The 21,964-nt window shown below is 54.1% G+C and carries 21 protein-coding genes; 11 read left to right on the forward strand and 10 right to left on the reverse strand.

Translation table 11 applies throughout. The features are described from left to right. Positions 1-11 precede the first annotated feature (11 nt). Together tsaE and NHM04_RS07490 are read right to left on the reverse strand one after the other, a co-directional pair. Positions 12-488, reverse strand: a complete 477-nt coding sequence (gene tsaE / locus NHM04_RS07485) for a tRNA (adenosine(37)-N6)-threonylcarbamoyltransferase complex ATPase subunit type 1 TsaE (RefSeq protein WP_254266357.1) — start codon at positions 486-488, stop codon at positions 12-14. After that, positions 481-1,962 (reverse strand): NAD(P)H-hydrate dehydratase, encoded by a 1,482-nt coding sequence (locus tag NHM04_RS07490; RefSeq protein WP_254266358.1) that lies wholly within the window; start codon positions 1,960-1,962, stop codon positions 481-483. The genes tsaE and NHM04_RS07490 overlap by 8 nt, the downstream gene beginning before the upstream one ends. 80 nt (positions 1,963-2,042) lie before the next feature. Here NHM04_RS07490 and queG point away from each other — a divergent pair, with 80 nt between their 5' ends. The 3 genes from queG to NHM04_RS07505 all read left to right on the forward strand — a co-directional run bounded on the left by queG (position 2,043) and on the right by NHM04_RS07505 (position 5,873). Further along, positions 2,043-3,170: a tRNA epoxyqueuosine(34) reductase QueG gene (gene queG, locus NHM04_RS07495; protein WP_254266359.1), complete on the forward strand. Its 1,128-nt coding sequence runs from the start codon at positions 2,043-2,045 to the stop codon at positions 3,168-3,170. Between the two features lie 189 nt (positions 3,171-3,359). Next, on the forward strand, positions 3,360-4,814 hold the full coding sequence (gene gnd / locus NHM04_RS07500) for a decarboxylating NADP(+)-dependent phosphogluconate dehydrogenase (RefSeq protein WP_254266360.1): 1,455 nt from the start codon (positions 3,360-3,362) through the stop codon (positions 4,812-4,814). Positions 4,815-4,985: 171 nt separating this feature from the next. After that, complete coding sequence (locus NHM04_RS07505) at positions 4,986-5,873, forward strand: alpha/beta hydrolase (protein ID WP_254266361.1); 888 nt, start codon at positions 4,986-4,988, stop codon at positions 5,871-5,873. Between the two features lie 24 nt (positions 5,874-5,897). Here the strand turns inward: NHM04_RS07505 and NHM04_RS07510 are convergent, their stop codons facing one another. Together NHM04_RS07510 and NHM04_RS07515 are read right to left on the reverse strand one after the other, a co-directional pair. Then, complete coding sequence (locus NHM04_RS07510; RefSeq protein ID WP_254266362.1) at positions 5,898-6,233, reverse strand: zinc ribbon domain-containing protein YjdM; 336 nt, start codon at positions 6,231-6,233, stop codon at positions 5,898-5,900. A 141-nt stretch (positions 6,234-6,374) separates the two neighbouring features. Then, positions 6,375-7,202 carry an alpha/beta hydrolase gene (locus NHM04_RS07515; RefSeq protein WP_254266363.1) on the reverse strand — a complete coding sequence of 276 codons (828 nt, stop codon included), beginning with the start codon at positions 7,200-7,202 and terminating at the stop codon, positions 6,375-6,377. A gap of 306 nt (positions 7,203-7,508) precedes the next feature. Here NHM04_RS07515 and NHM04_RS07520 point away from each other — a divergent pair, with 306 nt between their 5' ends. Next, positions 7,509-7,718, forward strand: coding sequence for a DUF3622 domain-containing protein (locus tag NHM04_RS07520; protein WP_254266364.1), 210 nt, complete (start codon positions 7,509-7,511; stop codon positions 7,716-7,718). Positions 7,719-7,733: 15 nt separating this feature from the next. On the opposite strand, the gene NHM04_RS07525 is transcribed toward NHM04_RS07520, so the two are convergent. Further along, entirely contained in the window at positions 7,734-8,420 is a 687-nt protein-coding gene (locus NHM04_RS07525; RefSeq protein ID WP_254266365.1) for an alpha/beta hydrolase, read from the reverse strand. A gap of 222 nt (positions 8,421-8,642) precedes the next feature. Then, complete coding sequence (gene orn, locus NHM04_RS07530; protein ID WP_254266366.1) at positions 8,643-9,200, reverse strand: oligoribonuclease; 558 nt, start codon at positions 9,198-9,200, stop codon at positions 8,643-8,645. Between the two features lie 72 nt (positions 9,201-9,272). Between orn and rsgA the strand changes: the two genes are divergently transcribed. From rsgA to NHM04_RS07545, 3 genes are read left to right on the forward strand one after another with little or no spacing between them, the layout of a single operon-like run. Further along, a complete protein-coding gene (rsgA, locus tag NHM04_RS07535) occupies positions 9,273-10,289 on the forward strand; it encodes a small ribosomal subunit biogenesis GTPase RsgA (RefSeq protein WP_254266367.1) in 1,017 nt (338 codons plus the stop codon). Positions 10,290-10,316: 27 nt separating this feature from the next. Then, on the forward strand, positions 10,317-11,123 hold the full coding sequence (locus NHM04_RS07540; protein WP_254266368.1) for a sulfurtransferase: 807 nt from the start codon (positions 10,317-10,319) through the stop codon (positions 11,121-11,123). Positions 11,124-11,126: 3 nt separating this feature from the next. After that, entirely contained in the window at positions 11,127-12,005 is an 879-nt protein-coding gene (locus NHM04_RS07545; protein WP_254266369.1) for a mechanosensitive ion channel family protein, read from the forward strand. Between the two features lie 500 nt (positions 12,006-12,505). Here NHM04_RS07545 and NHM04_RS07550 read toward each other — a convergent pair whose 3' ends face one another. From NHM04_RS07550 to NHM04_RS07560, 3 genes are all read right to left on the reverse strand, one after another. Continuing rightward, the gene (locus tag NHM04_RS07550; RefSeq protein WP_254266370.1) at positions 12,506-13,498 is read right to left on the reverse strand and encodes an LLM class flavin-dependent oxidoreductase; all 993 of its coding nucleotides are present in this window, start codon (positions 13,496-13,498) and stop codon (positions 12,506-12,508) included. 80 nt (positions 13,499-13,578) lie between these two features. Then, positions 13,579-14,730: a glycoside hydrolase family 18 protein gene (locus tag NHM04_RS07555; protein ID WP_254266371.1), complete on the reverse strand. Its 1,152-nt coding sequence runs from the start codon at positions 14,728-14,730 to the stop codon at positions 13,579-13,581. A 63-nt stretch (positions 14,731-14,793) separates the two neighbouring features. Then, complete coding sequence (locus NHM04_RS07560) at positions 14,794-16,395, reverse strand: carbon-nitrogen hydrolase family protein (RefSeq protein WP_254266372.1); 1,602 nt, start codon at positions 16,393-16,395, stop codon at positions 14,794-14,796. A 78-nt stretch (positions 16,396-16,473) separates the two neighbouring features. Here NHM04_RS07560 and NHM04_RS07565 point away from each other — a divergent pair, with 78 nt between their 5' ends. The 4 genes from NHM04_RS07565 (at position 16,474) to NHM04_RS07580 (ending at position 21,415) form a co-directional block, all read left to right on the forward strand. Further along, positions 16,474-18,798, forward strand: a complete 2,325-nt coding sequence (locus NHM04_RS07565) for a fatty acid cis/trans isomerase (protein ID WP_254266373.1) — start codon at positions 16,474-16,476, stop codon at positions 18,796-18,798. Positions 18,799-18,883: 85 nt separating this feature from the next. Beyond that, positions 18,884-19,987: a DnaT-like ssDNA-binding domain-containing protein gene (locus NHM04_RS07570; RefSeq protein WP_254266374.1), complete on the forward strand. Its 1,104-nt coding sequence runs from the start codon at positions 18,884-18,886 to the stop codon at positions 19,985-19,987. Next, the gene (locus NHM04_RS07575; RefSeq protein WP_254266375.1) at positions 19,899-20,576 is read left to right on the forward strand and encodes a replication protein P; all 678 of its coding nucleotides are present in this window, start codon (positions 19,899-19,901) and stop codon (positions 20,574-20,576) included. The genes NHM04_RS07570 and NHM04_RS07575 overlap by 89 nt, the downstream gene beginning before the upstream one ends. 17 nt (positions 20,577-20,593) lie before the next feature. Then, positions 20,594-21,415: a glucosaminidase domain-containing protein gene (locus NHM04_RS07580; RefSeq protein ID WP_254266376.1), complete on the forward strand. Its 822-nt coding sequence runs from the start codon at positions 20,594-20,596 to the stop codon at positions 21,413-21,415. Here the strand turns inward: NHM04_RS07580 and NHM04_RS07585 are convergent. Continuing rightward, complete coding sequence (locus NHM04_RS07585) at positions 21,412-21,954, reverse strand: DUF924 family protein (RefSeq protein WP_254266377.1); 543 nt, start codon at positions 21,952-21,954, stop codon at positions 21,412-21,414. The genes NHM04_RS07580 and NHM04_RS07585 overlap by 4 nt on opposite strands. Positions 21,955-21,964 lie beyond the last annotated feature (10 nt).

The raw sequence follows: 21,964 nt of genomic DNA on the forward strand, positions 1-21,964 counted from the left end.
TTAAGCCCTCGCTATGGATGCTCGGGCAAGCGCGCAATCAGCGCCGCGCCTCGATCAGAACTGGCCTCTAGCTTAACAATTCGCCCGCCATCTTGCACCTTAAGGGTGGCAATCACATCGGGCGCGGGCAACACACCTTCACCTCGGCTGGGCCACTCAATCAAGCTAATGCTGTCTGTAGCGAAGTAATCGCGAATCCCCATGTATTCCAACTCTTCCGGCTCACCCAAGCGATACAGATCAAAATGGTAGAGATCGCGCTCGGGCAGCTGATACACCTCTACTAGCGTATAAGTGGGGCTCTTAACCGCGCCTGAATGTCCAAAATGCCGCAACACACCGCGAGTTAAAGTGGTTTTACCGGCTCCCAGGTCGCCCTGCAAATGCACCGTAATCAGCCCTTTCACTTGCGCCATGGCGCCACCAATAAGCTCACCCGCCGCAACGGTGGCGGCTTCATCGGGAAGAAACTCTGACCACTCAGTCACCCAGCAAGGCCCCCAGATAATCGAACAAATCGGTCGCGAGAAGACTGATTTGACCGCGATCTTCCGCGGCCAAATCGGCGCAGTGCGCGTGCAAACTCACGCCCAGGGCCGCGGCATCGGCAACCTCCATACCCTGCGCTAGCAGCGCCCCGAGAATACCGCTGAGCACATCGCCCATACCGCCACTGGCCATCCCAGGGTTACCGGCGGTGATAAGCTGCACCGGAGCGTCAGCCGCCGCAATCAACGAGCCAGCACCTTTGAGAACCACCGCACCACCGTAGTTTTGTTGCAGCGCCTCAACTGCGGCGAAACGATCCGATTGAACCGCGGCGGTATCTGATTGCAATAAGCGCGAGGCCTCACCTGGATGAGGCGTTAAAATCCAGTTTGTGCGAGTTTTTCCAGCGGGCCAGAGGTTACCCCCAGCAATCAAATTTAAGGCATCGGCATCCAGCACCAAAGGTAAATCCGTCGCCAACGCCTGTTGCAGCATTTGCTCGGACCAGGGCGAATCCCCCAAACCGGGCCCAACCACTAAAACGCTGGGGCGATCCAGCCAGGGCTCTAACTCCTGCCCCGAAATAACACCGCAGGTCATCACCTCGGGGCGGCGTGCCAGAGCCGCAGAGACATGCTCAGGCCGGGTTGCCAGGCTCACCAGCCCAGCACCCGAGCGCGCCGCCGCCTCGGCCGCCATTAAAGCTGCACCGCCACGACCAGTATCACCCCCAATCACCATCACATGGCCGAAACTTCCCTTGTGGGCATCGGCCTCGCGCTCACCCAACAGGGCCCGCAGCTCAGAGTACTCGGGCACCAACACCTGAGATTCAGCCTGCTGGTAGATCGCCTCCGGCGCGCCCAAACTTTCAAACAAAAGCTCGCCAATCAGGGCCGGACCGCGGCCGGTAAGCAGGCCGCGCTTCAGACCGATAAAGCTCACCGTCAACTGCGCCTTAACCGCCACGCCGCATTCGGCGCCGGTATCAGCGCTGAGGCCGGAGGGGATATCCAGAGCCACAACAGGCAGGTTACTGGCATTAATCTGCTCTATCACCTGGCGGTACTCGGGTCGCACCTCACCGCTGATGCCTGTACCCAGCAGCGCATCGACAATCACACCGGTGCTGGGCGCTGGGCCGGGCGGCATCATAATTACGCCCTCCTGCCGAGCATACTCGTAGGCGGCGCGGGCTGCATCGCTAAGCTTTTCTACGTCCCCCACCAACACTACATTCACTGGTATGCGCTGCGCCGCGGCTAAGGCTGCCACCACAAAACCGTCACCACCGTTGTTACCGCTGCCGCAGTAAATAGTCAGCTCCTCGGGCTCGGGCCAGCGCGCCAGAATTGCCTCAAAGGCGGCGCGACCGGCGCGCTTCATCAGCTGCGTAGCGGGCACCCCGGTGGCGATAAAAGCATTGTCGAGGGCACGCACCTGCGCGGCGGTGTACAAACGGGTGGCAGTCATAAAGTTTTCCGCTGTCTCTTCGGGTTAGAATGGCCGGTATTATAAGGATTTTCTCCCATCACACCCAACCGGAGTTACGCTTGAGCAGCTTTGATTTTCATCAACTGGCCCGCGATATTAAACGCTGGGGCCGAGAGCTGGGTTTTCAGCAGGTGGGAATAACCGACGTAGAGCTATCTGAACAAGAACAAAAGCTTAAGCAATGGCTGGCAAAAGGCTATCACGGAGAGATGCTGTGGCTAGGCGAACACGGCAACAAGCGCTCGCGCCCCACAGAACTAGTGCCCGGCACCGCGCGAGTGATTTCGGTGCGAATGGATTATTTGCCCGGCGACACAGCGCAAATTAAAGTGCTCAAAGACGCCGACAAAGCTTATGTGTCACGCTACGCCCTGGGGCGCGATTACCACAAACTTATCCGCAAACGCCTGGCGGCACTTGCCAAACAGATCGAGGCAGTCCTGCCAGAGGAGTTCAAACCCAAAGGCGAGCGACAAATGCGCCCCTTTGTGGACAGCGCCCCGGTAATGGAGCGCCCGCTGGCGGACAAGGCAGGCCTGGGCTGGACTGGCAAGCATACGTTGATTCTTAACGACAGCGCTGGCAGCTGGTTTTTTTTGGGCGAGCTGTTCACCTACTTACCTCTGCCGATCGATAAAAGCGAGCAACCCAACCGCTGCGGTGAATGTACGGCCTGTTTAAAGGTGTGCCCCACTGACGCATTCCCAGAACCCTACACCCTGGATGCGCGGCGCTGCATCTCCTACCTGACCATTGAACTCAAAGGCGCCATCCCCGAGGAGTTTCGCGAGCCCATAGGCAATCGGGTGTTCGGCTGCGACGACTGCCAGGCGATCTGTCCCTGGAATAAATACGCCAAACCCACCTGCGAGACAGATTTTTTACCTCGCCACGGGCTGGACAACAGCGACTTGCTAACCCTTTTTAAGTGGAGCGAGGCGGAATTTCTCAAGAACACCGAGGGCTCGGCCATCCGGCGGGTTGGTTATGAGCGCTGGCTGCGCAACCTGGCAATAGGCCTAGGCAATGCCCCCAGCCGACCGGATATTATCGATGCCCTGCAACAGCGCCTGGGCCAACACGGCGAGCTGGTGGACGAACATATTGAGTGGGCCCTGGCGCAGCAGGCGCACCCCAACAGACGCCGCAAGCGCAAGATTAAGCACCGCGAAGCTAACACTCGTTAGCAGCGCTATCGGCCCAATTGAGAATAAAAATCACCTTATCGCGCGCAAAAAAGGCCAGTTTCGGGTACAATGCCCGCCCGCTGAAGCCGGACACCGCCAATGCCCAGAAAGAATGAAGCGGTGATTATCGGTTACACGAGCTCCAAAAACAGCTTCCTCTCAAATCACTGACAAAAAGTACGGTTTGCTATGAAAACACTGTCTGATATCGGTTTGGTCGGTCTCGCCGTTATGGGTGAGAACCTTATCCTCAACATGGAAAGCAAAGGCTTCACAGTAACGGCGTATAACCGCTCTGTGGAAAAGGTCACCAACTTTATTGAGGGCCGCGCGAAAGGTAAAAACATTCGCGGCGCCGAGTCGATTGAAGAGCTGGTGAACTCGCTGGAAAAACCTCGCAAAATTATGCTGATGGTTAAAGCCGGTGCCCCGGTTGATGCTTTTATCGAGCAGCTGATTCCGCACCTGGACAAAGGCGACATCATCATCGACGGTGGTAACACCCACTTCCCCGACACCAACCGCCGCGTAGAGTACCTGCGCGAGAAAGGCATTCACTTTATCGGTGCCGGTGTATCCGGTGGTGAAGAAGGCGCCCTGATCGGCCCATCTATTATGCCCGGCGGCGCCCCCGAAGCCTGGGAATACGTTAAGCCTATTTTCCAAGGCATTGCGGCAAAAGTTGAAGACGGCTCGCCCTGCTGTGACTGGGTAGGCGAAAACGGCGCCGGCCACTTTGTAAAAATGGTGCACAACGGCATCGAGTACGGCGACATGCAGCTTTTGTGTGAAGCCTACCAGATCATGAAAGAACTGCTGGGCATGAGCGCCGACGAAATCCACAAGGTCTTCGCCGACTGGAACAACACCGAGCTGGACTCCTACCTGGTAGAAATCAGCCGCGACATCATGGCGTTTAAAGACGAAGACGGCGAGCCGCTGGTTGAGAAAATCCTGGATACCGCCGGACAAAAAGGTACCGGCAAGTGGACCGGCGTAGTCGCCCTGGACTTTGGCGTACCCCTGACGCTGATCGCTGAATCGGTATTTGCGCGCTGCATCTCGGCGCTGAAAGACGAGCGTGTAGAGGCCTCCAAAGTGCTGAGCGGCCCGGCGAAAAGCTTCACCGGCGACAAAGAAGCCTTTATTGAAGATCTGCGTCAAGCGGTACTGGCCGCCAAAATCGTTTCTTACGCCCAGGGCTATACCCTAATGCGCGAAGCGGCAAAAGAGTTTGGCTGGAACCTGAACTACGGCGGCATCGCCCTGATGTGGCGCGGCGGCTGCATTATCCGCTCAGCCTTCTTGGGTGACATTAAAGCGGCCTTCGATAAAAACCCAGACCTGAACAACCTGCTGCTGGACGACTACTTCAAAGAAGTTGTGGTTAATTCACAGCAAGGCTGGCGCAATGTTGCAGCCACTGCCATCACCAACGGTGTACCAGTGCCCTGCTTAACCGCCGCCCTTAACTACTTTGACGGCTACCGCACCGAGCGTTTGCCCGCCAACCTGCTGCAGGCGCAGCGCGACTACTTCGGCGCCCACACTTACGAGCGCTTAGACAAACCACGCGGTGAGTTCTTCCACACCAACTGGACCGGTCGGGGTGGGGATACGGCGTCTACGACCTACGATGTCTGAGGACTGATGCTGAACGCTGAACAGCGAACATAAAAAACGGGGAGCAGCTTGCTCCCCGTTTTTTATTGCCTTAAAGAAACATTTGGGGCATTTTATTCTGGCTTGAACTTAAGCGTTGTGCTTCACCAACAATAAGCTTACAGCTCAATAACACAATCAAGGAAAGATCATTTGAAAACACGACTGCTATCGCTGCCCTTACTTCTTCTTGGACTCTTTACGGGACATTTGGCCAGCGTCGCCCAAGCCAAGGGCTTTATTATCCCAGACTCGTCGACGCACACAATTACCTCGGACACCCTGGGAAGAACCTACGACATTTACGTTAAAGTGCCGAAGGAGTATCACTCCGTCTACGCAGCCCAAAAGCGCTATCCCGTTATCTACTTAAACGATGGTCCCTATACGTTTCAAGTCGCATCGGGGGTGACGCACCTACCGATGAATATTGGCAAGCTGGAAAAAGCCATTGTGGTCGGCCTGTCTTTTGCGGAGGGAGAAAACGGCATGGATAGCCGAGTGCGCGACTTAACGCCGACGGAGGATAAAGGCTGGACTCGCTACCAGACAGGGGGTGCACCCGAGTATTTAACGTTTCTGGAAAAAGAAGTAATCCCCTATGTGGAAAAACATTATCGAGCCGATAGCAGCAACCGAACCTTAGCGGGGCAATCATTGGGCGGATCTTTTGGCGCCTGGGTTCTGTTAACGCGCCCCGATTTATTTAATAACTACATCCTGACCAGTGGTTCTTACTGGTATCACGACCGCGTTATATTTGCCATGGAAGAGCGCTATGCCGAGCAGCACAACGACCTAAAAGCGCGTGTTTATTTTGCAGTCGGCGAACATGAAGATTTGGAACACCGCAACACGCGCAACGATATGGTCGGCGACCAGCAAGCGCTGGTGGCCAAGCTTCGCTCTCGCGGCTACCCAAGCCTTGTGATCAAGGATGACATTATTAGCGAGGGGCTGCACGAAACCACCTTCCCGATTGGCTTTACTCGGGGTGTACGTTGGCTTTTCGATAAACCACAGGAGTCGCACAAGCCTTAACCCGCCGATACAGTAAAGTCCAGACTAGGCTTTCTTCACAAACTCACTTTTAAGCATCATATCGCCGCCTTTGGCGAGCTTGCAGTCGATGTTGTGGTCGCCATCGACAATGCGCTTAATGGTAATTTTGGTTCCGACTTTTAGCACGTCCGACGTACCTTTCACTTTCAGGTCTTTTGCCAGAGTGGCATTGTCGCCCTCTAATAATTTATTGCCGTTAGCGTCGCGCACAAAGTTTTCTTCTTCAGATTCACTTTCGGCATTGGCGGACCACTCGTGGCCGCATTCGGGGCAAACCAATAGGGCTTGATCTTGGTAGACAAATTCGGAGTTGCACTGAGGACAGGGCGGGAAAGACATAGCATTATCTCGGCGTAAATTCGGCGCCATTATCCGCGGTGAACCTGATGTTGGCAAACGCCTCTGCGGAATACCAGCCGGAGATCAGGCCACATTTAACGCCGCAACGGCAACACAGGCAGTTTTTCCATAGCCGATCAATTACTCAACCATAGATTCCACGATATCCGCCAGCAGGGTAACATCCATAAAAAGTGGATCAATCAGATCAAAATGATCCGCACCAGTTATCAGCAAATGCTCACTGGTATCGCCAGCTTTTGTTGCGGCTTCTACGTACGCCTCAGAAATAGACGAGACCACAATGCCGTCACGTGTGCCACTAAACAACACCGTGGGAATGCCTGTCGGCAACATCTTTATGGGCGATGTGTTGCTCAATCGGTACTGCAAGGTAGTGGGAGTAAGCGCTTGCGCATCTATTAATCGCTGGGCATTGTCGCCACAGGCGTTCGCCTCCAGATCGGCCACACCCGCGAGGCTGATTGCTCCCGCTAAAAGCTGAGGATTTGAACGGAAAAGGGGACTGCCGGCATCGATATTTCGGCGGCTGGCGAGCCAAAGGGCCAAGTGCCCACCGGCGCTATGCCCCATACTCACCACCTTGGAGGTATCTAACGGATACTTGAGAGCAAGCTGCGGTACATAGTCTATGGCATTGGCGACATCATCAAACAGCGCGGGCCATTCGCCACCGCCGCCCAACCGGCGATACTCGATATTCCACACGGCTAAACCACGCGCCGCTAAAGCGCGGGATAATGCATCCTGTAACACCAGTCCATAGGGCTCACTCCAGCAACCGCCATGAATCATCACTACGACCGGCAAGAATGTACGCTCAGTTTTTTGCGGTAAATACAGATTGCCAAACTGGGAGTTTCCATCCCCCCAAGAGATTTGCTCAACCGTCAGATCAGGCTCCTCTGGCGGGGTGACTGGCAACGACGAGACCGACGACGAGGACATTGACGTAAGGCTGAAGCTCGAGCTTGTTACAGGCTCAGAACTGGACGATTGACCACCGCATCCACTCAATAAAACCGCACCACAAATACCCCATAAACACGCTTTTAACATAAGCCGCTCCCAACCTCTGAACACCTATGGGCTACGACAGAGACCGTGATTTGGATGCAGCGAGGAGGCTTAGCGGTCCAACTGAGACAACGGCAGCATTGTATCTGGGCGCCATGAGTGCATAATGCGCGCACCCGGCGCAAAGCCCAAGCGCCTCCGTTCACCACGCCCCAAGCGTTATCAGAGATTTTCACTATGGCAACAGGCAAAAAGTTTGACTACCGCGTCAGCGAGTCCAATGGTAACTGGAGCGCGGAGATTACCCGCCGCGCCAGCGCCCGCAACACCGTCACCACCAAAGCCCAAGATGGGTTTGCCAGCGAAGCCGAGGCCGTGCAATGGGCCGAGAATGAACTGAAAACCATCATAGAGAATGTGCGCGCCCGCCAGGACGCTAAGCGGTGACAAGATAACCGCCCGTTAATCCGCCAGCGGCAGACATCGATTGATAAACGCGCTGATATCCACAATCTGCTCGCGACACACCTCGTGGGCCATGGGATAGCGATGGGCATCGAAGCGATAACCCTGCTCTGACAGCACCGATTCAGCGCGATCGGCCAACTCGGGCGGCACCACATTATCCTGAGTGCCATGCTGAATCGAAACGGGGATATCTTTATTCTCTGCCGTAAAGTTGCAGCTATCGCTTGTGGCAAAATACGTGGATAAAGCCATCAGCCCCGCCAGGGGCTTGGTATTATTCAAAGCGACATCATAGGCGACCGCCCCGCCCTGGGAAAAACCCGCGATTAAAATTCGCTGGCTCTCGATACCCGACTCGATTTGCTCATTAATAATCTCATCAATCGCAGCACTCGCCTGCTTTAAATGCTCAGCGTTAAATTTGCGGTCCACATCCAAACTTAACAAATCGTACCAAGCGGGCATTTGGTAGCCATTATTCACGCTGACCGGCATGGTAGGCGCTTGGGGAAACACAAACCGAATCCGCGCCCCCGGCGTCAGGTTAAGCTCGGGCAGTAGATTGGCAAAATCGTTACAACTGGCCCCCAAACCGTGCAGCCAAATTACGCAGGCATCGCTCTCGCCGGCATTGGGATTCTCCAAGGTTAAGCATTCTAGATTTTCAAATGGGTTGGGCATTGTTGCTCGCCTTTTGGGTTAAAAAGTTTTGACCGCCAGTGGCGGACTCGTTTTAAGCTCGTATCATCCACGCTGCGATTTACTTTTTCGGGGCATAGTAACGCAGTGGTTCATCTGCACTTGGTATAAATGATTTGCTTCACGTCAATAACCTCGCCCTTGGGTTATGCATGCACTGCAACCGATTTGAGGGCGCCGTTCAGCATTCACCGCTCTCCCTCTCTACTCACCCAGATCAATAAACGTCTCGCGATAATGCACCAACTCGGCAATTGAGTCCTTGATATCATCCAAAGCCAAATGCGCACCGGATTTTTTAAAACCTTCCAGCGCCTCTGGCTTCCAGCGGCGGGCGAGTTCTTTTAAGGTGCTTACATCCAGGTTGCGGTAGTGAAAATAGCGCTCCAGCGCGGGCATGCCGCGCGCGAGGAAGCGACGATCCTGGCAGATGGAGTTGCCGCAAATGGGGGATTTTCCGGCGGGCACCCACTGTTCTAAAAAGGCGATAGTCTCCGCCTCAGCCTGGGCCAAGGTGACGTTGGATTCTTTAACCCGCTGGGTAAGACCGGATTTGCCGTGCTGGTTGGTATTCCATTCGTCCATACCGTCTAGTATCGAGTCTGGCTGATGAATCGCCATAACCGGCCCCTCGGCAAGAATATTGAGGTGTGCATCGGTGACGATGGTGGCAATCTCAATAATCACGTCATTGTCCGGATCGAGACCTGTCATTTCCAAATCAATCCAGATTAAATTATCGGCATTTACACTAGGGCTCATGGGGCGTTTTTCCTTTACAATGCGGGTTGAGTTTCTAACCCACATGTTAACACCGCAGACCGGGGCCTGCCTTTGAGCAAACGCAAGCTGACGCGCCGCCAGGCGTGGCGCATTGAAAAAATCCAGAAGGAGCGCGAAGAGCGTGCAGCCAAGCGCGACCAGCGAGCCGACGACAAGTTGGGCGAGAGCAATCTGGGCCCGGAGCAGTCGGGCCTGATTGTGACCCACTATGGCACCCAGGTGATGGTGGAAGATACCGCCACCGGAGAGGCCAAGCGGTGCCACTTTCGCAGTAACCTGGGCGGCCTTGTCACCGGAGATAGAGTCGCCTGGCGCGACGGCAACCCCTATGGGGTGGTGGTCGCCAGAAGTGAGCGCGAGACCGCGCTGATGCGCCCCGATCCTTATGGGGCAATGAAAACCGTGGCGGCTAATATAGACCGGATTGTGATCGTGATTGCTCCCTACCCCGAGCCTCATTTCAACCTGATTGATCGCTATCTCGTTGCTGCCGAGGCCATTGGCATTGAACCGGCGCTGGTGATCAACAAGATTGATCTTATCGATGACAACCAGCGCGCCAAGGTAGAGTCCATCCACACTTTGTACCAAGAACTGGGCTACCAAGTGATTCTCGCTGCCGCCAAAGAGGACCAGGGGCTGAAACCTCTGCGCGAGTATTTGGCCCACTTTACCAGCGTATTTGTGGGGCAATCCGGGGTGGGTAAATCGTCACTGGTCAATGCCCTGCTGCCCGAGGTGAACTCGCGCGTGGGCGACCTGAGTGAGAGATTAACCGGCACCCACACCACCACCAGTGCCCAGTTGTACCACATCCTTACAGGCGGAGAGTTGATCGACTCCCCCGGTATTCGCGAATTTGGTCTGTGGCATATAGAGCCCGACGACGTGCTGGCGGGATTTAAAGAGTTTCGCCCTTTTATCGGCGCGTGCAAATTTCGCGATTGCTCACATACCGTAGAGCCCGGCTGTGCTATTTTACAGGCGCTCGAAGACGGAAAAATCAGCCCGGGACGGCTTGCGAGCTACCGCCATATTCTGGCAGATTTGCACCCCGGCCGAGCCTGATAGAATTTTTAACGAAAGGATTGCTGTATGTCCGATTTGCCCCTAATCCTCGAACCCGCTGAGCTTTTACCCCTATTGGGTAGCCCAGATGCGCCGTTAATTGTGGATTTGTCCAGCGAAGACAATTACCGCCGGGGGCACATTCCCGGGGCCGCCCATGTACCGCCGCAAATGCTGCTGTGCAATCGACCGCCAGCACCGGGGCGTATTGCCCCGGTAGAACAACTGAACCGGCTGTTTACCTATTTAGGTCTTACACCTGAGACTCACGTGGTGGTCTACGACGACGAAGGCGGCGGTTGGGCGGGCCGTTTTATCTGGACGCTGGATACCATTGGCCATAAAAACTACAGCTACCTGAACGGTGGCCTGCACGCCTGGCTGGGAGAAGAGCTGCCCGTGACGCAGGATGTGGAGGACCCGAATACCCGCGAAGTGGAGGTGGAAATTAACCCCCAACACCTGGTGGAAATTCCGGACATTCTGCAGGGCCTGGAAACCGACAGCCTGCAAATATGGGATGCTCGCGGCCCGCAGGAATACCGCGGCGAAAAAATACTCGCACAAAAAGCCGGACATATTCCCGGTGCCATCAACGCCGAGTGGACCGAACTGATGGACAGACACAATGGCCTGCGCATTCGCAAAGATGCGCGTGAATATTTGGCAGCCAAAGGCATCACTGGCGATAAGCCAATTGTCACCCACTGTCAGAGCCATCATCGTTCGGGCTTTACCTATTTAGTCGGCAAGTCGCTGGGGTTCGACATCAAGGGTTACCATGGCTCCTGGTCTGAATGGGGCAATCACCCCGACACCCCGGTGGAGGTGTGAGTCTTGCTGGCCTGGCTGGATATTACGCTTGTAAAAGTAGGTGAATATACGCTAACCACAGGTGCACTGTGCGCGGCTATTTTGGTGGTGGTTGCCACTTTTATTATTGCCGGGCTTATCAGCCGCGCCATCAATCGCCTGGCGCTTTATCGTCACCCCACGGTTAGCCATCAAATTTATACCGTCAACAAAATTGTCTATTACTTTTTAATTGTATTAGGGTTTATCGGGGCTTTATCGGTACTTGGGTTTCAGCTCGATAAGCTGGTAATCGTCGGCGGCGCCCTGGGTATCGGTATCGGCCTGGGGCTGCAATCCATTGTTAACAACTTTGTTTCTGGCATTATTATTTTGCTGGAAAAATCCATCAAGGTGGGAGACTTTCTAGAGTTGGACTCGGGGTTAATGGGCGAGGTCAAAGCCATTCGCCTACGCTCAACGCTTATTCGTACCAACGACAATATTGATATTCTGGTACCCAGCTCCGAGTTTATCAGCGGCCGAGTGATTAACTGGACGCTGGAAGAAAATGTACGTCGCTTTCGCATTCCTTTTGGCGTGGCCTACGGCTCAGACAAACAAAAAGTGAAAGACGCAGTACTCGCAGCGGCGAAAAAAATCAGTTACACCCTGGATGATGACAAACACAAACCCCTGGTATGGATGACCGGCTTTGGCGACAGTAGCCTTAATTTTACCCTGGGTGTTTGGGTCGCTCCGGATGCGGTCAAGCGTCCCAGCCAAGTTACCTCAGACTACGTGTGGGCCATTGATGATGCTCTGCGCGAAGCAGGCGTAGAAATACCCTTTCCACAGCGTGATCTACATTTGCGCTCTAGCAGTATTGAGTTGGCTAACAGAACGCCAGACGCTGAACGCTGAACGCTGAACGCTGAACGCTGAACGCTGAACGCTGAACGCTGAACGCTGAACGCTGAACGCTGAACGCTGAACGCTGAACGCTGAACGCTGAACGCTGAACGCTGAACGCTGAACGCTGAACGCTGAACGCTGAACGCTGAACGCTGAACGCTGAACGCTGAACGCTGAACGCTGAACGCTGAACGCTGAACGCTGAACGCTGAACGCTGAACGCTGAACGCTGAACGCTGAACGCTGAACGCTGAACGCTGAACGCTGAACGCTGAACGCTGAACGCTGAACGCTGAACGCTGAACGCTGAACAGAAATATTTTGGTTTTGGCACAGCCGCTGTCAAGTTTATTGTTCGCATCTAAGGCATAATTCTCAGAGTAAAAAAGGGCAAGCCGCTAGGTCTTTCTCTTTTTTTGCGTTCCGCGTATCGCGTTCTGCGTTCCAGCTAAAGCTCTCTGGGCAACAAAGCGCTTCGCCCCCGTAAACCTTTCCCCGCACTCCCACTATCAAACTCCCTTCATTACCTCGGCAACTATTTCCAAGGACCGCAATCGGTCACTCTGCTCATAAAAGCTACTGGCGAAAATAAACTCATCGGCGCCTGTTTCAGCTTTAAGTTCGATTAAGTGGTCCTTAATTGTCTCGGGGCTTCCTACCGCGGCAATACCATTAAATTCATTAATGTGCATTTGCTCTTGGGGTGTCCACAAGTTATCCATACTTTCAACTGGAGGGCGCAAACGCAAGTGCTCGCCCCGCAGCAGGGCCAAGACACTTTGTTGCGCGGTGGTATGTAGGTAACGGGCGCGGGCGTCTGTGTCGGCGGCGCACACAGGCACGCCGATAGCGGCGTAGGGCTTATCCAGTACAGCTGAAGGCTGAAAGCCCGAGCGGTACACGTGCAGCGCCTCCATCAACAAACGCGGCGCAAAATGGGAGGCAAAAGCAAACGGCAGACCACGCTTTGCCGCCAGCTGAGCGCTGTATAGACTGGAGCCCAGCAGCCAAATGGGAATGTCAGAATTCATCCCTGGGGCCGCGAACACTTTCTGCCCCGGTTGTTTGTCGCCTAAAAAGTACTGCAGCTCGGCCAGCTGCTCGGGAAAGTCATCCACCCCGCTGTTAAAATCGCGGCGCAGTGCGCGCATGGTGGCGCCATCGCTACCGGGCGCTCGCCCCAAACCCAAATCAATGCGTTGCGGGTACAGCTCCGCTAGCGTACCAAAGTGTTCGGCAATAATAATAGGTGCATGGTTGGGCAGCATAATACCGCCGGCGCCCACGCGGATTGACTCTGTCGCCCCAGCAATGTGACCGATCAGTACACTGGTTGCCGAGCTGCCAATCCCTTCCATGCTGTGATGTTCGGCGAGCCAGAAACGGGTATACCCAAGTCGTTCGGCGTACTGCGCCGCCTCAACCACGCGCTGATAGGCGTCGCGATAACTAGCATCCAATTTGGCATGGGCGAGATCGAGAATGGAGTAGGCAGTAGACATAGCAAATACCTCGGGAGCAAAACACGGCTTATGCTAACGCGTCCTTTGCTCCCGGGGTGACAAGAATGGTTAATTTTCCCTCAGCGCCACCCTAACGCCTTATTGATTGTGTTGAGCAGCTCATTATTGTAATCGGAGGTATATTGCCAAAACATAACCCCACCCAAGTCCTGCTGACGGATGTACTTTACCTTGGCGGCGATGGACTGCGGATCATCGTAACTGACAAAAGTTTGTTCTTTTTCGCTCCACAACCAAGGGGCTTGGGCTACCTCGTCCCAATAGCGCCGATAACCCTTTTTACCGATGACATTGGGGCGTAAATTATCGTAACGGGCACTGCCAAAACTGGCCTCGCCAGCATCCGCTGATTGATTTAAACCAGAGTTTTTCGGGCTAACATTCACCCAAGTGCGACCGTAAAATGCCACCCCTACCACCAATTTGTGTGCGGGCACCCCAGCGGCCATATGGTTTTTAACTGCAGCATCGGCGGATTGGCCAGAAGCATCATCTGGGTGTGAATAGAGCGCGGTATGATGGCCAGTGACACCATCCTCGCGAGGGAAGTTATAGTCGTAAGCCATGATATTGATGTAGTCCAAATACTTCTGCCAATTACCTATATCACTCTTTGCCAGGTAATCTGGAAAACCGCCGCTGGCGATTGTAATTAATAAGGGGCGCTCTAACTCCTGCGCCAAAGAATCAAAGGCGGTGCGCAAACCCTTTAACACCAACGTAAAGTTGCGACCATCTTCCGGCCTGTGAGTATTGCCCGCGCCGACCAGGCCCGGGTACTCCCAGTCGATATCAATGCCGTCCAGCTGATGGCGGCGTACAAACTCTACCGCGCTATCAATAAATACCTGACGCGACTGCTCCGTTAGAGCCATATCCGAAAAACCGCCGGACCAGGTCCAGCCGCCTACCGATGAGAGTATTTTTAACTTAGGGTTACGCTCTTTTAAAGTCTGCAATAAGCGGTAGTTTTGATCGTCAAAATCAAACCCATTTACAATTCGCCCGCTCTCAATATTGGAAAAAGCGTAGTTAATATGGGTGAGTTTTTCCGCGGCAATGCTGTCGGGCTTGAGTGGTTTATCCGGACTAAACACATAGCCAATAATCGCGGGCTCTGTCGTGTGCGGGTGATGCTCAGCATGAGCATTACAAACAATGGCTTGAGCGGCAAACACTAGGCCGCTGAACCAGGCAAATAGGACTTTCATTGGATGTCTCCACAATTATGTGGCCCCCGGCTTAGCTCCGGGGGCGTGAGATCATCTATTGGCTCAATCGTTTTTTATCGGTAAGACTCTATCGCCCTTCCATACCATTCGGTACAAGTCGTGACGGCGGTCTTTTAGGTTCTGCACTGTACCACTGTTGCGCGCCATAATCAGCGATTCGGGGCGTAAGTCGGCAAAGGCCACGGTTTCAACATTTGGGTCGGTATCGGCGGCAATGCCATCGCGGGCAAAGGCAAAGTCGCAGGGCGTGAGAATACAGCTTTGCGCGTACTGAATATCCATATTGGCAACGTTGGGCAAGTTGCCCACATTGCCCGACATAATAACGTAAAACTGGTTTTCCACCGCACGGGCCTGGCACGAGTAACGCACCCGCAAATAACTTTGGCGCTCATCCGTACAGAAGGGAACAAATAAAAAGTGGATGCCCTGATCGGCCAAATGTCGGGCCAGCTCTGGGAATTCCGAATCGTAACAAATTAATACCCCAATAGGGCCGCAGTCGGTATCGATGGCTTGTAAACTGCTGCCGCCCTCTATATCCCACCAGTAAACCTCGTTGGGCGTAGGGTGAATTTTGGGCTGCTCGAACATTCGGCCATCGCGCAGAAAAATATAGGCAATGTTTTCGATACGGCCATTTTCCATCCGAGTTGGATGAGAGCCTGCAATAATATTGACGTTATATTGCAGCGCCATATTGCGAAACGCCTCTTTGAGGCGCGGAGTGTATTTGGTGAGTGCTTCAATGGATTCGTAGGGCGTTAACTCTTGGTCTTCAATCGATAAAAGCTGCAAAGTAAACAACTCGGGGAAGACCACAAAATCGCTTTTATAGTCGGCCACTACATCGACAAAATATTCGATGTATTTTAAAAACTCACTAAACGAATTAATTTTACGCTGCATGTACTGTACAGTTGCCACGCGTACCACCTCAGGGGTGCGCACCCCATAAGTTTTGCGCGGCTTGTCATCTTTTTTAATGACCTTGGGGTTTTCCCACTTCATGTGTGCGGCATAGCCTAAAGACTGTTTGTCTTCATCCAAATAGTCTTTGAGAATGCCGATAATTTCAAAACCGTTGCGCAACTGAAAAGACAGCACCGGGTCTTTAGCTTTTTTGTGGATCACCTGGTCCACGTAATTTTCCACGGTTTTAAATTTCTTGATCCGGCGGGCCAGGTTAGGCATTCGCCCGGCAAACACCACGCCTTTTAAGCTTAAAGATTCACACAGCTTTTTGCGTTCGTTGTACAAGCGCTGCCCGATTCGGTAACCGCGATAGGCGTCGTCGATGCACACTTCCATGCCGTACAACCACTCGCCGTTAATATCGTGGCGCGATGCGTAGCCGTTGCCGGTGATCTCGACCCAATTGTGGGGCTTAAGAGCCACTTTGCCCGAGATACGAAAGGTAGCACAGTAACCCACCAGCACGTCTCCCACCATGACGACAAACTGCCCCTGGGGAAAGGTATTGATCTGACCGACAATCGCCGAACGTACATAGGCTTCCATACCCACCGGGGTATAAACACGATCCGATAAATCCACAATGGCATCCACATCGCCCAAGGTAGCGTTGCGCACAATCAAATGCGATTTGGGATCGGCGAGCTTATTGTCTGCGGACGTAACCATAAATTGCCTCGTTCAGTTTAAGCGATCACTTTATAGCAAAACCCCTGTGGTATGCTACGGCGTCTGGAGGATAGCCGAATGAAAAAACGTACCACCGCCCTGCTGCTTTTTATTTTAACCGGTTGTGCCGTTATTGGAGCCTCCTCGATCGATATCGAATTCGGTAAACCCAGCCCTCGTGAATTGAGCGCCGGTGGCGACGCGAGCCATTACCAACAAGCCGTCAAACCGATTATCGAAACCCGCTGCACCGTTTGCCACGGCTGCTACGACGCCCCCTGCCAGCTAAAGCTGGACGCCGATATAGGACTGCTGCGCGGCGCCAGCAAAGAGAAAGTCTACAATGGCACCCGCCTGCTGGGCGCCGAGCTGACCCGTCTGTTTACCGATGCACAATCCACGGCCGAGTGGCGAGACAAAGGTTTCTACCCTGTACTTAATGAACGCGAAGACAGCGCCAAAGCCAATCTGCAAGCCAGCGCGATGGCGCGCATACTTAAGCTAAAGCAAGCCCATCCACTACCCACCCAAGCGGTGCTTCCCGACAGCTTCGACTTCTCAACAGACAGAGAGCAATATTGCCCCAGCATTGAAGAGTTTGATGATTTTGCCGAGGAAAAGCCGCTTTGGGGTATGCCCTATGGCCTGCCGGGGCTTGAACAAACTGAATATGAAACCCTGTTGACCTGGCTGCGCCAGGGGGCCGCACTGGGCGCTCAACCGGCCATTAGCGCAGGCCTGCTGGACAAAATAGCCCGCTGGGAAGATTTTTTTAACGGCCCATCGCTCAAGGCGCAGCTGGTTAACCGCTACTTGTACGAGCATTTATTCCTCGCCAGCCTGCATTTTGAAGCCTCCCCAGAGACAACCTTTAAACTGGTGCGCTCCAGCACTCCACCGGGCGAACCAATTGAGCGTATTGCCACGCGCCGCCCCTTTGACGATCCAAAAACCGAGCGGGTTTACTATCGCCTGTGGCACGACCCCAGCAGCCGCTTAGCGAAAACCTACATGCCCTACACCCTCAGTGAGGCGCGTATGGCTAACTGGCAAAAATGGTTCTACAAAGAGCCCTACCAGGTAAGCAAACTGCCCGGCTACCAACCCGAAACCGCCGCCAACCCCTTTGACAGTTTTGCCCAGCTGCCAGTGGATGCGCGCTACCGGTTTTTGCTGGATGAAGCACAGTTCACCATCATGAACTTTATTAAGGGGCCAGTCTGTCGCGGTCAGGTAGCGCTGAACGTTATTGAAGATCACTTTTGGGTGTTTTTTGTCAGCCCCGATACCATTGACCCCGCCACCGACAATGCCTTTTTTCAAAGCAATGCCGAGCATTTACGCCTGCCCGCCGAAGCGGGGAATACCTTTCGCCCGCTATCGCGCTGGCTGGAATACGCCCATCTGCAAGAGGATTACCTAAAGGCAAAAGCGCAATATGTGCGAAAGCGTGTCGGCACCTACAAGGAAATCAACCTGGAGTTAATTTGGGATGGCGAACAGAGCAATGACAACTCGGCACTGACGATATTTCGGCACAACGACAGCGCCTCTGTTGTTCGTGGCCTGGTAGGCCCCGAGCCCAAAACCAGCTGGCTAATAGACTACCCACTGCTCGAGCGTATCCACTATTTGCTGGTGGCAGGCTTTGATGTCTATGGCAACGCCTCGCATCAGCTTTTAAGCCGCTTGTACATGGACTTTTTGCGTATTGAAGGTGAGATGAACTTTGTCGCCCTGCTACCCAAGCAGGCCCAGGACCCGCAAATCAAAAGCTGGTACCGCGGCGCCGAAGACGATATCAACACCTACTTAAACCGCTACCTGGATAATTTGCCCGAGGTAGGTCTGATTGACTACCGCACAGAGGAGCCCAAAACCGAGCTTTTACAGGCCCTGCAAAAGCACGTAAAACCGAGCCAGCGAGACAGCAAAGCGATTCAGGCACTGACCTGGCCACAGGAGCTGAAAAGTGAACTGGCCCAACTGCAAGCCACCCAGGGCACCCCGGCAAGCATTATGCCCGAGGCCAGCTTGCTGTTAATTCCCCAGCAGGGCGTTTTTAGCCTGCTGCGCACCAGCGCCCACAGTAATGTCGCCTCACTGCTCGACGAGCAAGATCGACGCCGCCCCAATGAGGACCGACTGGTAGTAACCGCTGGCGTAGTGGGCGCTTACCCAAACACATTTTGGCTCGTGGACCAGAACCAATTACCGGACTTTGCCAGAGTCATGGCCCAACTCGGCAGCGAGGCTGACTACCGCAAGCTAAAAGCCAAGTACGGCATCAGCCGCGCCGATCCCAACTTCTGGCAGATCAGCGATCAAATACTGACTGCATACCGCCAGCAGCAACCTCGCTCGGCAGGTTTGCTGGACTACAACCGGCTGGAAAATCGCTGATTTGCGCGGTGTGGACGGAAAAAGCACTGACAGGGCGAAGTGATACACCTACAATCGGCCCCCCGTTCAATGCTAAAGTGCGCCCATGACCGCTTCTCTGCTGCCTGAAAAACCGTTGCTTATCTCCCCTTCGCTGGCCGCCACCATAGGCCTTGAGGAGGCTCTGTTGCTGAGTGTTATGGCAGAAGCAGAACACAGCTGTCAGCTATCACAGCCGATGCTAACCGAGCGCCTGCCATTTTGGCCCGCCGAGGATATCCAGCGTATTGCCAAAAACCTGCAGGAAAAGGGGCTGATTCAAATAACCAGCGCCCCCTACACCCAGAGCGCAATGCTCGCTTGGCGATTTAGTCCCGGGGTGATCGCGCGCGAACCACAGGCCTCTGCCCCTGCCAGCGCGCCCCCAGCGCCGCCTGTTAGAGCGCGCCAGAGCAATCAAATTGGCCCCCATTGGCAGCCGGACAACGAATTAAAAGCACAGCTGGCGCAGTACAACATTCCCGACTATTTTATTCGCCAGCAAGTACCGGAGTTTGTCACATATTGGCGCGAGCGGGGCGAAGCCCACCACAGCTGGGGGTCAAAGTTTCTCAAGCAGGTAGTGCGCCGCTGGCGCGAGCACGAAGCGGGGATGTTCCAGCGCGAGCAAGACACCCCCATGAGCGCCGAATGGCGACCATCGCGCGATGCCATGGTGCTGCTGGTGCGCCACGCCGGCATTAATCAGGCCTTTGTCGAGGATGCCATTCCCGAGTTTGTGCTTTACTGGCGCGAGCGCGGTGATGTCGGCCGTACCTGGAACACTCGCTTTATTCAGCATGTAAAACGCCAGTGGGCCAAATACACCAGCGCTTTGGAGCACGACCCCGACCCCAAGCGTATTCCCGACAACTGGCAGCCAGGGCAAGATGTATTCGATGTGCTGGCGCTGGCAAACATAGACTTAGACTTCGCGCGTCAGCAAATTCCTGAATTTGTGCTTTTCTGGCGCGAGAGCAACCGGGTGCACAGCTCCTGGAACACAAAATTTTTACAACATGTAAAATTCCACTGGGCGCGCCAGCATGCGCTCAGCCAAGTATCACCACAGGGTAATAACCATGTCCGACAGCAACCAGTTGCTGGATCAAGTACAACGCGAGATAGAAGCCTCGTCGAAGACCTCACCGACCGCAGCTGGGCAAGCTGAGCAGACAGAGCCCCGCCGGCAGGTAACCGACGCCCACATTGACGCGCTCAATGAGGTGTTTGCGCTGTTTCGTATCAATTACCACAACCAATATTACAAGGCCTATAGCGACGCAGCGGTACTGGGGCAAATCAAAAAACTATGGCTGGATTCGCTGCTGCGCTTTGAGCCTGAAACGATTCGCCGCGGCGCCCGCGAGGTTATTGAAACCAGCGAGTTTTTGCCCACACTGAACAAAATGATTAACGCCTGCCAGGGCGATCCCAAGAAACATGGGCTTAAAGATTCCCACGCAGCCTATGTTGAAGCCTGCCAGGCGCCCTCACCTAAAGCGGCATTTAAGTGGAGCCACCCTGCAGTTTATTATGCGGGCAAAGCCGCCGACTGGTATTTTCTTGCCAGCTCCAGCGAGCGCCAGGCATTCCCGGTATTTGAACAACATTACAAACGCTACTGTGAGCGCGTCATGAACGGCGAAACACTCACCCCGCCAGACACCCCGGCCCTCCCCGAATCTGTCGAGGTACCCCTTTCAAAAGAAGAGAATAAAAAACGTCTGGATGCGCTGCGCAAAGAGCTGGATCTGTAATTAGAGTTAGTATTGTTATGACATTTCAACAAAAATTTTACGCCCTAGCCGCTGCGCTAGTCCTCTACAGCATCGGCACCCTGGGCCTGACCATCTATCTCAGCCAGCATAGCTACCAACCCGCAGGCGTTGCGTTATTACACGGCAAAACCCCATTGCCGAACCTGAAAGCCATCAGTGATATTCCCCAGCGCAAACAAACTTTCGTCGCACTGCTCGAACCCTTAATTGCCGAGAAGAACCAAGCGCTTCTGGGGCTGCGCAGAGAAGTGCTGGCGCTGCATAAGAAGCTAAATGAGGGTTCTGCGTTAACTCGGGTGGAGCAGGAGCGGCTCGAGCGATTAGCCAGACGCTACAATATCCGCGTCGAAGGCCTGACCCCACTTGAGACCAGCAGCCTGCTGCTAAAACGCGTGGACATTATTCCGCCGTCTATGGTGGTAGCTCAAGCGGCTAAAGAATCCGGTTGGGGCACATCGCGCTTCGCCCGCGAGGGCAACAACTTATTTGGCCAGTGGTGCTACACCAAAGGTTGCGGCATAGTGCCGGGCCGGCGCAGTGCCGGAGCGCGCCACGAGGTGCAGAAATTCCCCGGTATTGAAGATGCCATCAACGCTTATTACCACAACATCAACACACACAAAACTTATCGCGAACTGCGCAATATTCGCGCACGGGCACGTCAATCGCACAGCCAGCTAAGCGGTTTAAACCTGATTCAGGGATTAAACGGCTACTCCAGCCGCGGAGAGGTTTATGTTCAAGAACTCGCCGAACTGATTCGCTACAACCAGTTCGCCAAGCTGGACATATCAACGGCAGAACTTACCGACAGTTAAAAAGACGACCCCGGCAGCTGTAAGAAAGCGAGTTCTTCCGCCGTACTTTTACGCCCGAGCACTTGATTGCGATGAGGGTAGCGGCCAAAGCGGTCAATAATGGCTTTGTGCTGACGCTCAAATTTTAAATTAATGGCGTTTCCCAGACGAGCAAAAAGATCCAACGCCGTCTTATGCACCTGCGGGCTTTCACTGTGCATATACGGCATGTAGAGAAAACTACGCTCCTCAGCTGTCAACTTGTTATCCCAGCCCCGCTTAACCGCAAACACAGCCAACGCCAGAGCCTGGTCGTCATAAGCAAACGCCTTAGCGGTATCGCGAAACATATTGCGACTAAACTGATCCAGTACGATAACCTTAGCCAGTAATGATCTAGGTGTATCTTTATCGCTGGGTGCGACATTTTCGCAGACAATGCTATGCAGCTCAGCAAAGCGCGCGCTAATGGTACGATCCAAACGATCACTTTTTTTAAACCAGTCTTGTGGCTTGAGCTCTACAAACCAAAACTTTAGCACCTCTTCCAGGTCACTCATGGCCATTCCC

Source organism: Gilvimarinus sp. DA14 (assembly GCF_024204685.1).
GTDB lineage: Bacteria > Pseudomonadota > Gammaproteobacteria > Pseudomonadales > Cellvibrionaceae > Gilvimarinus.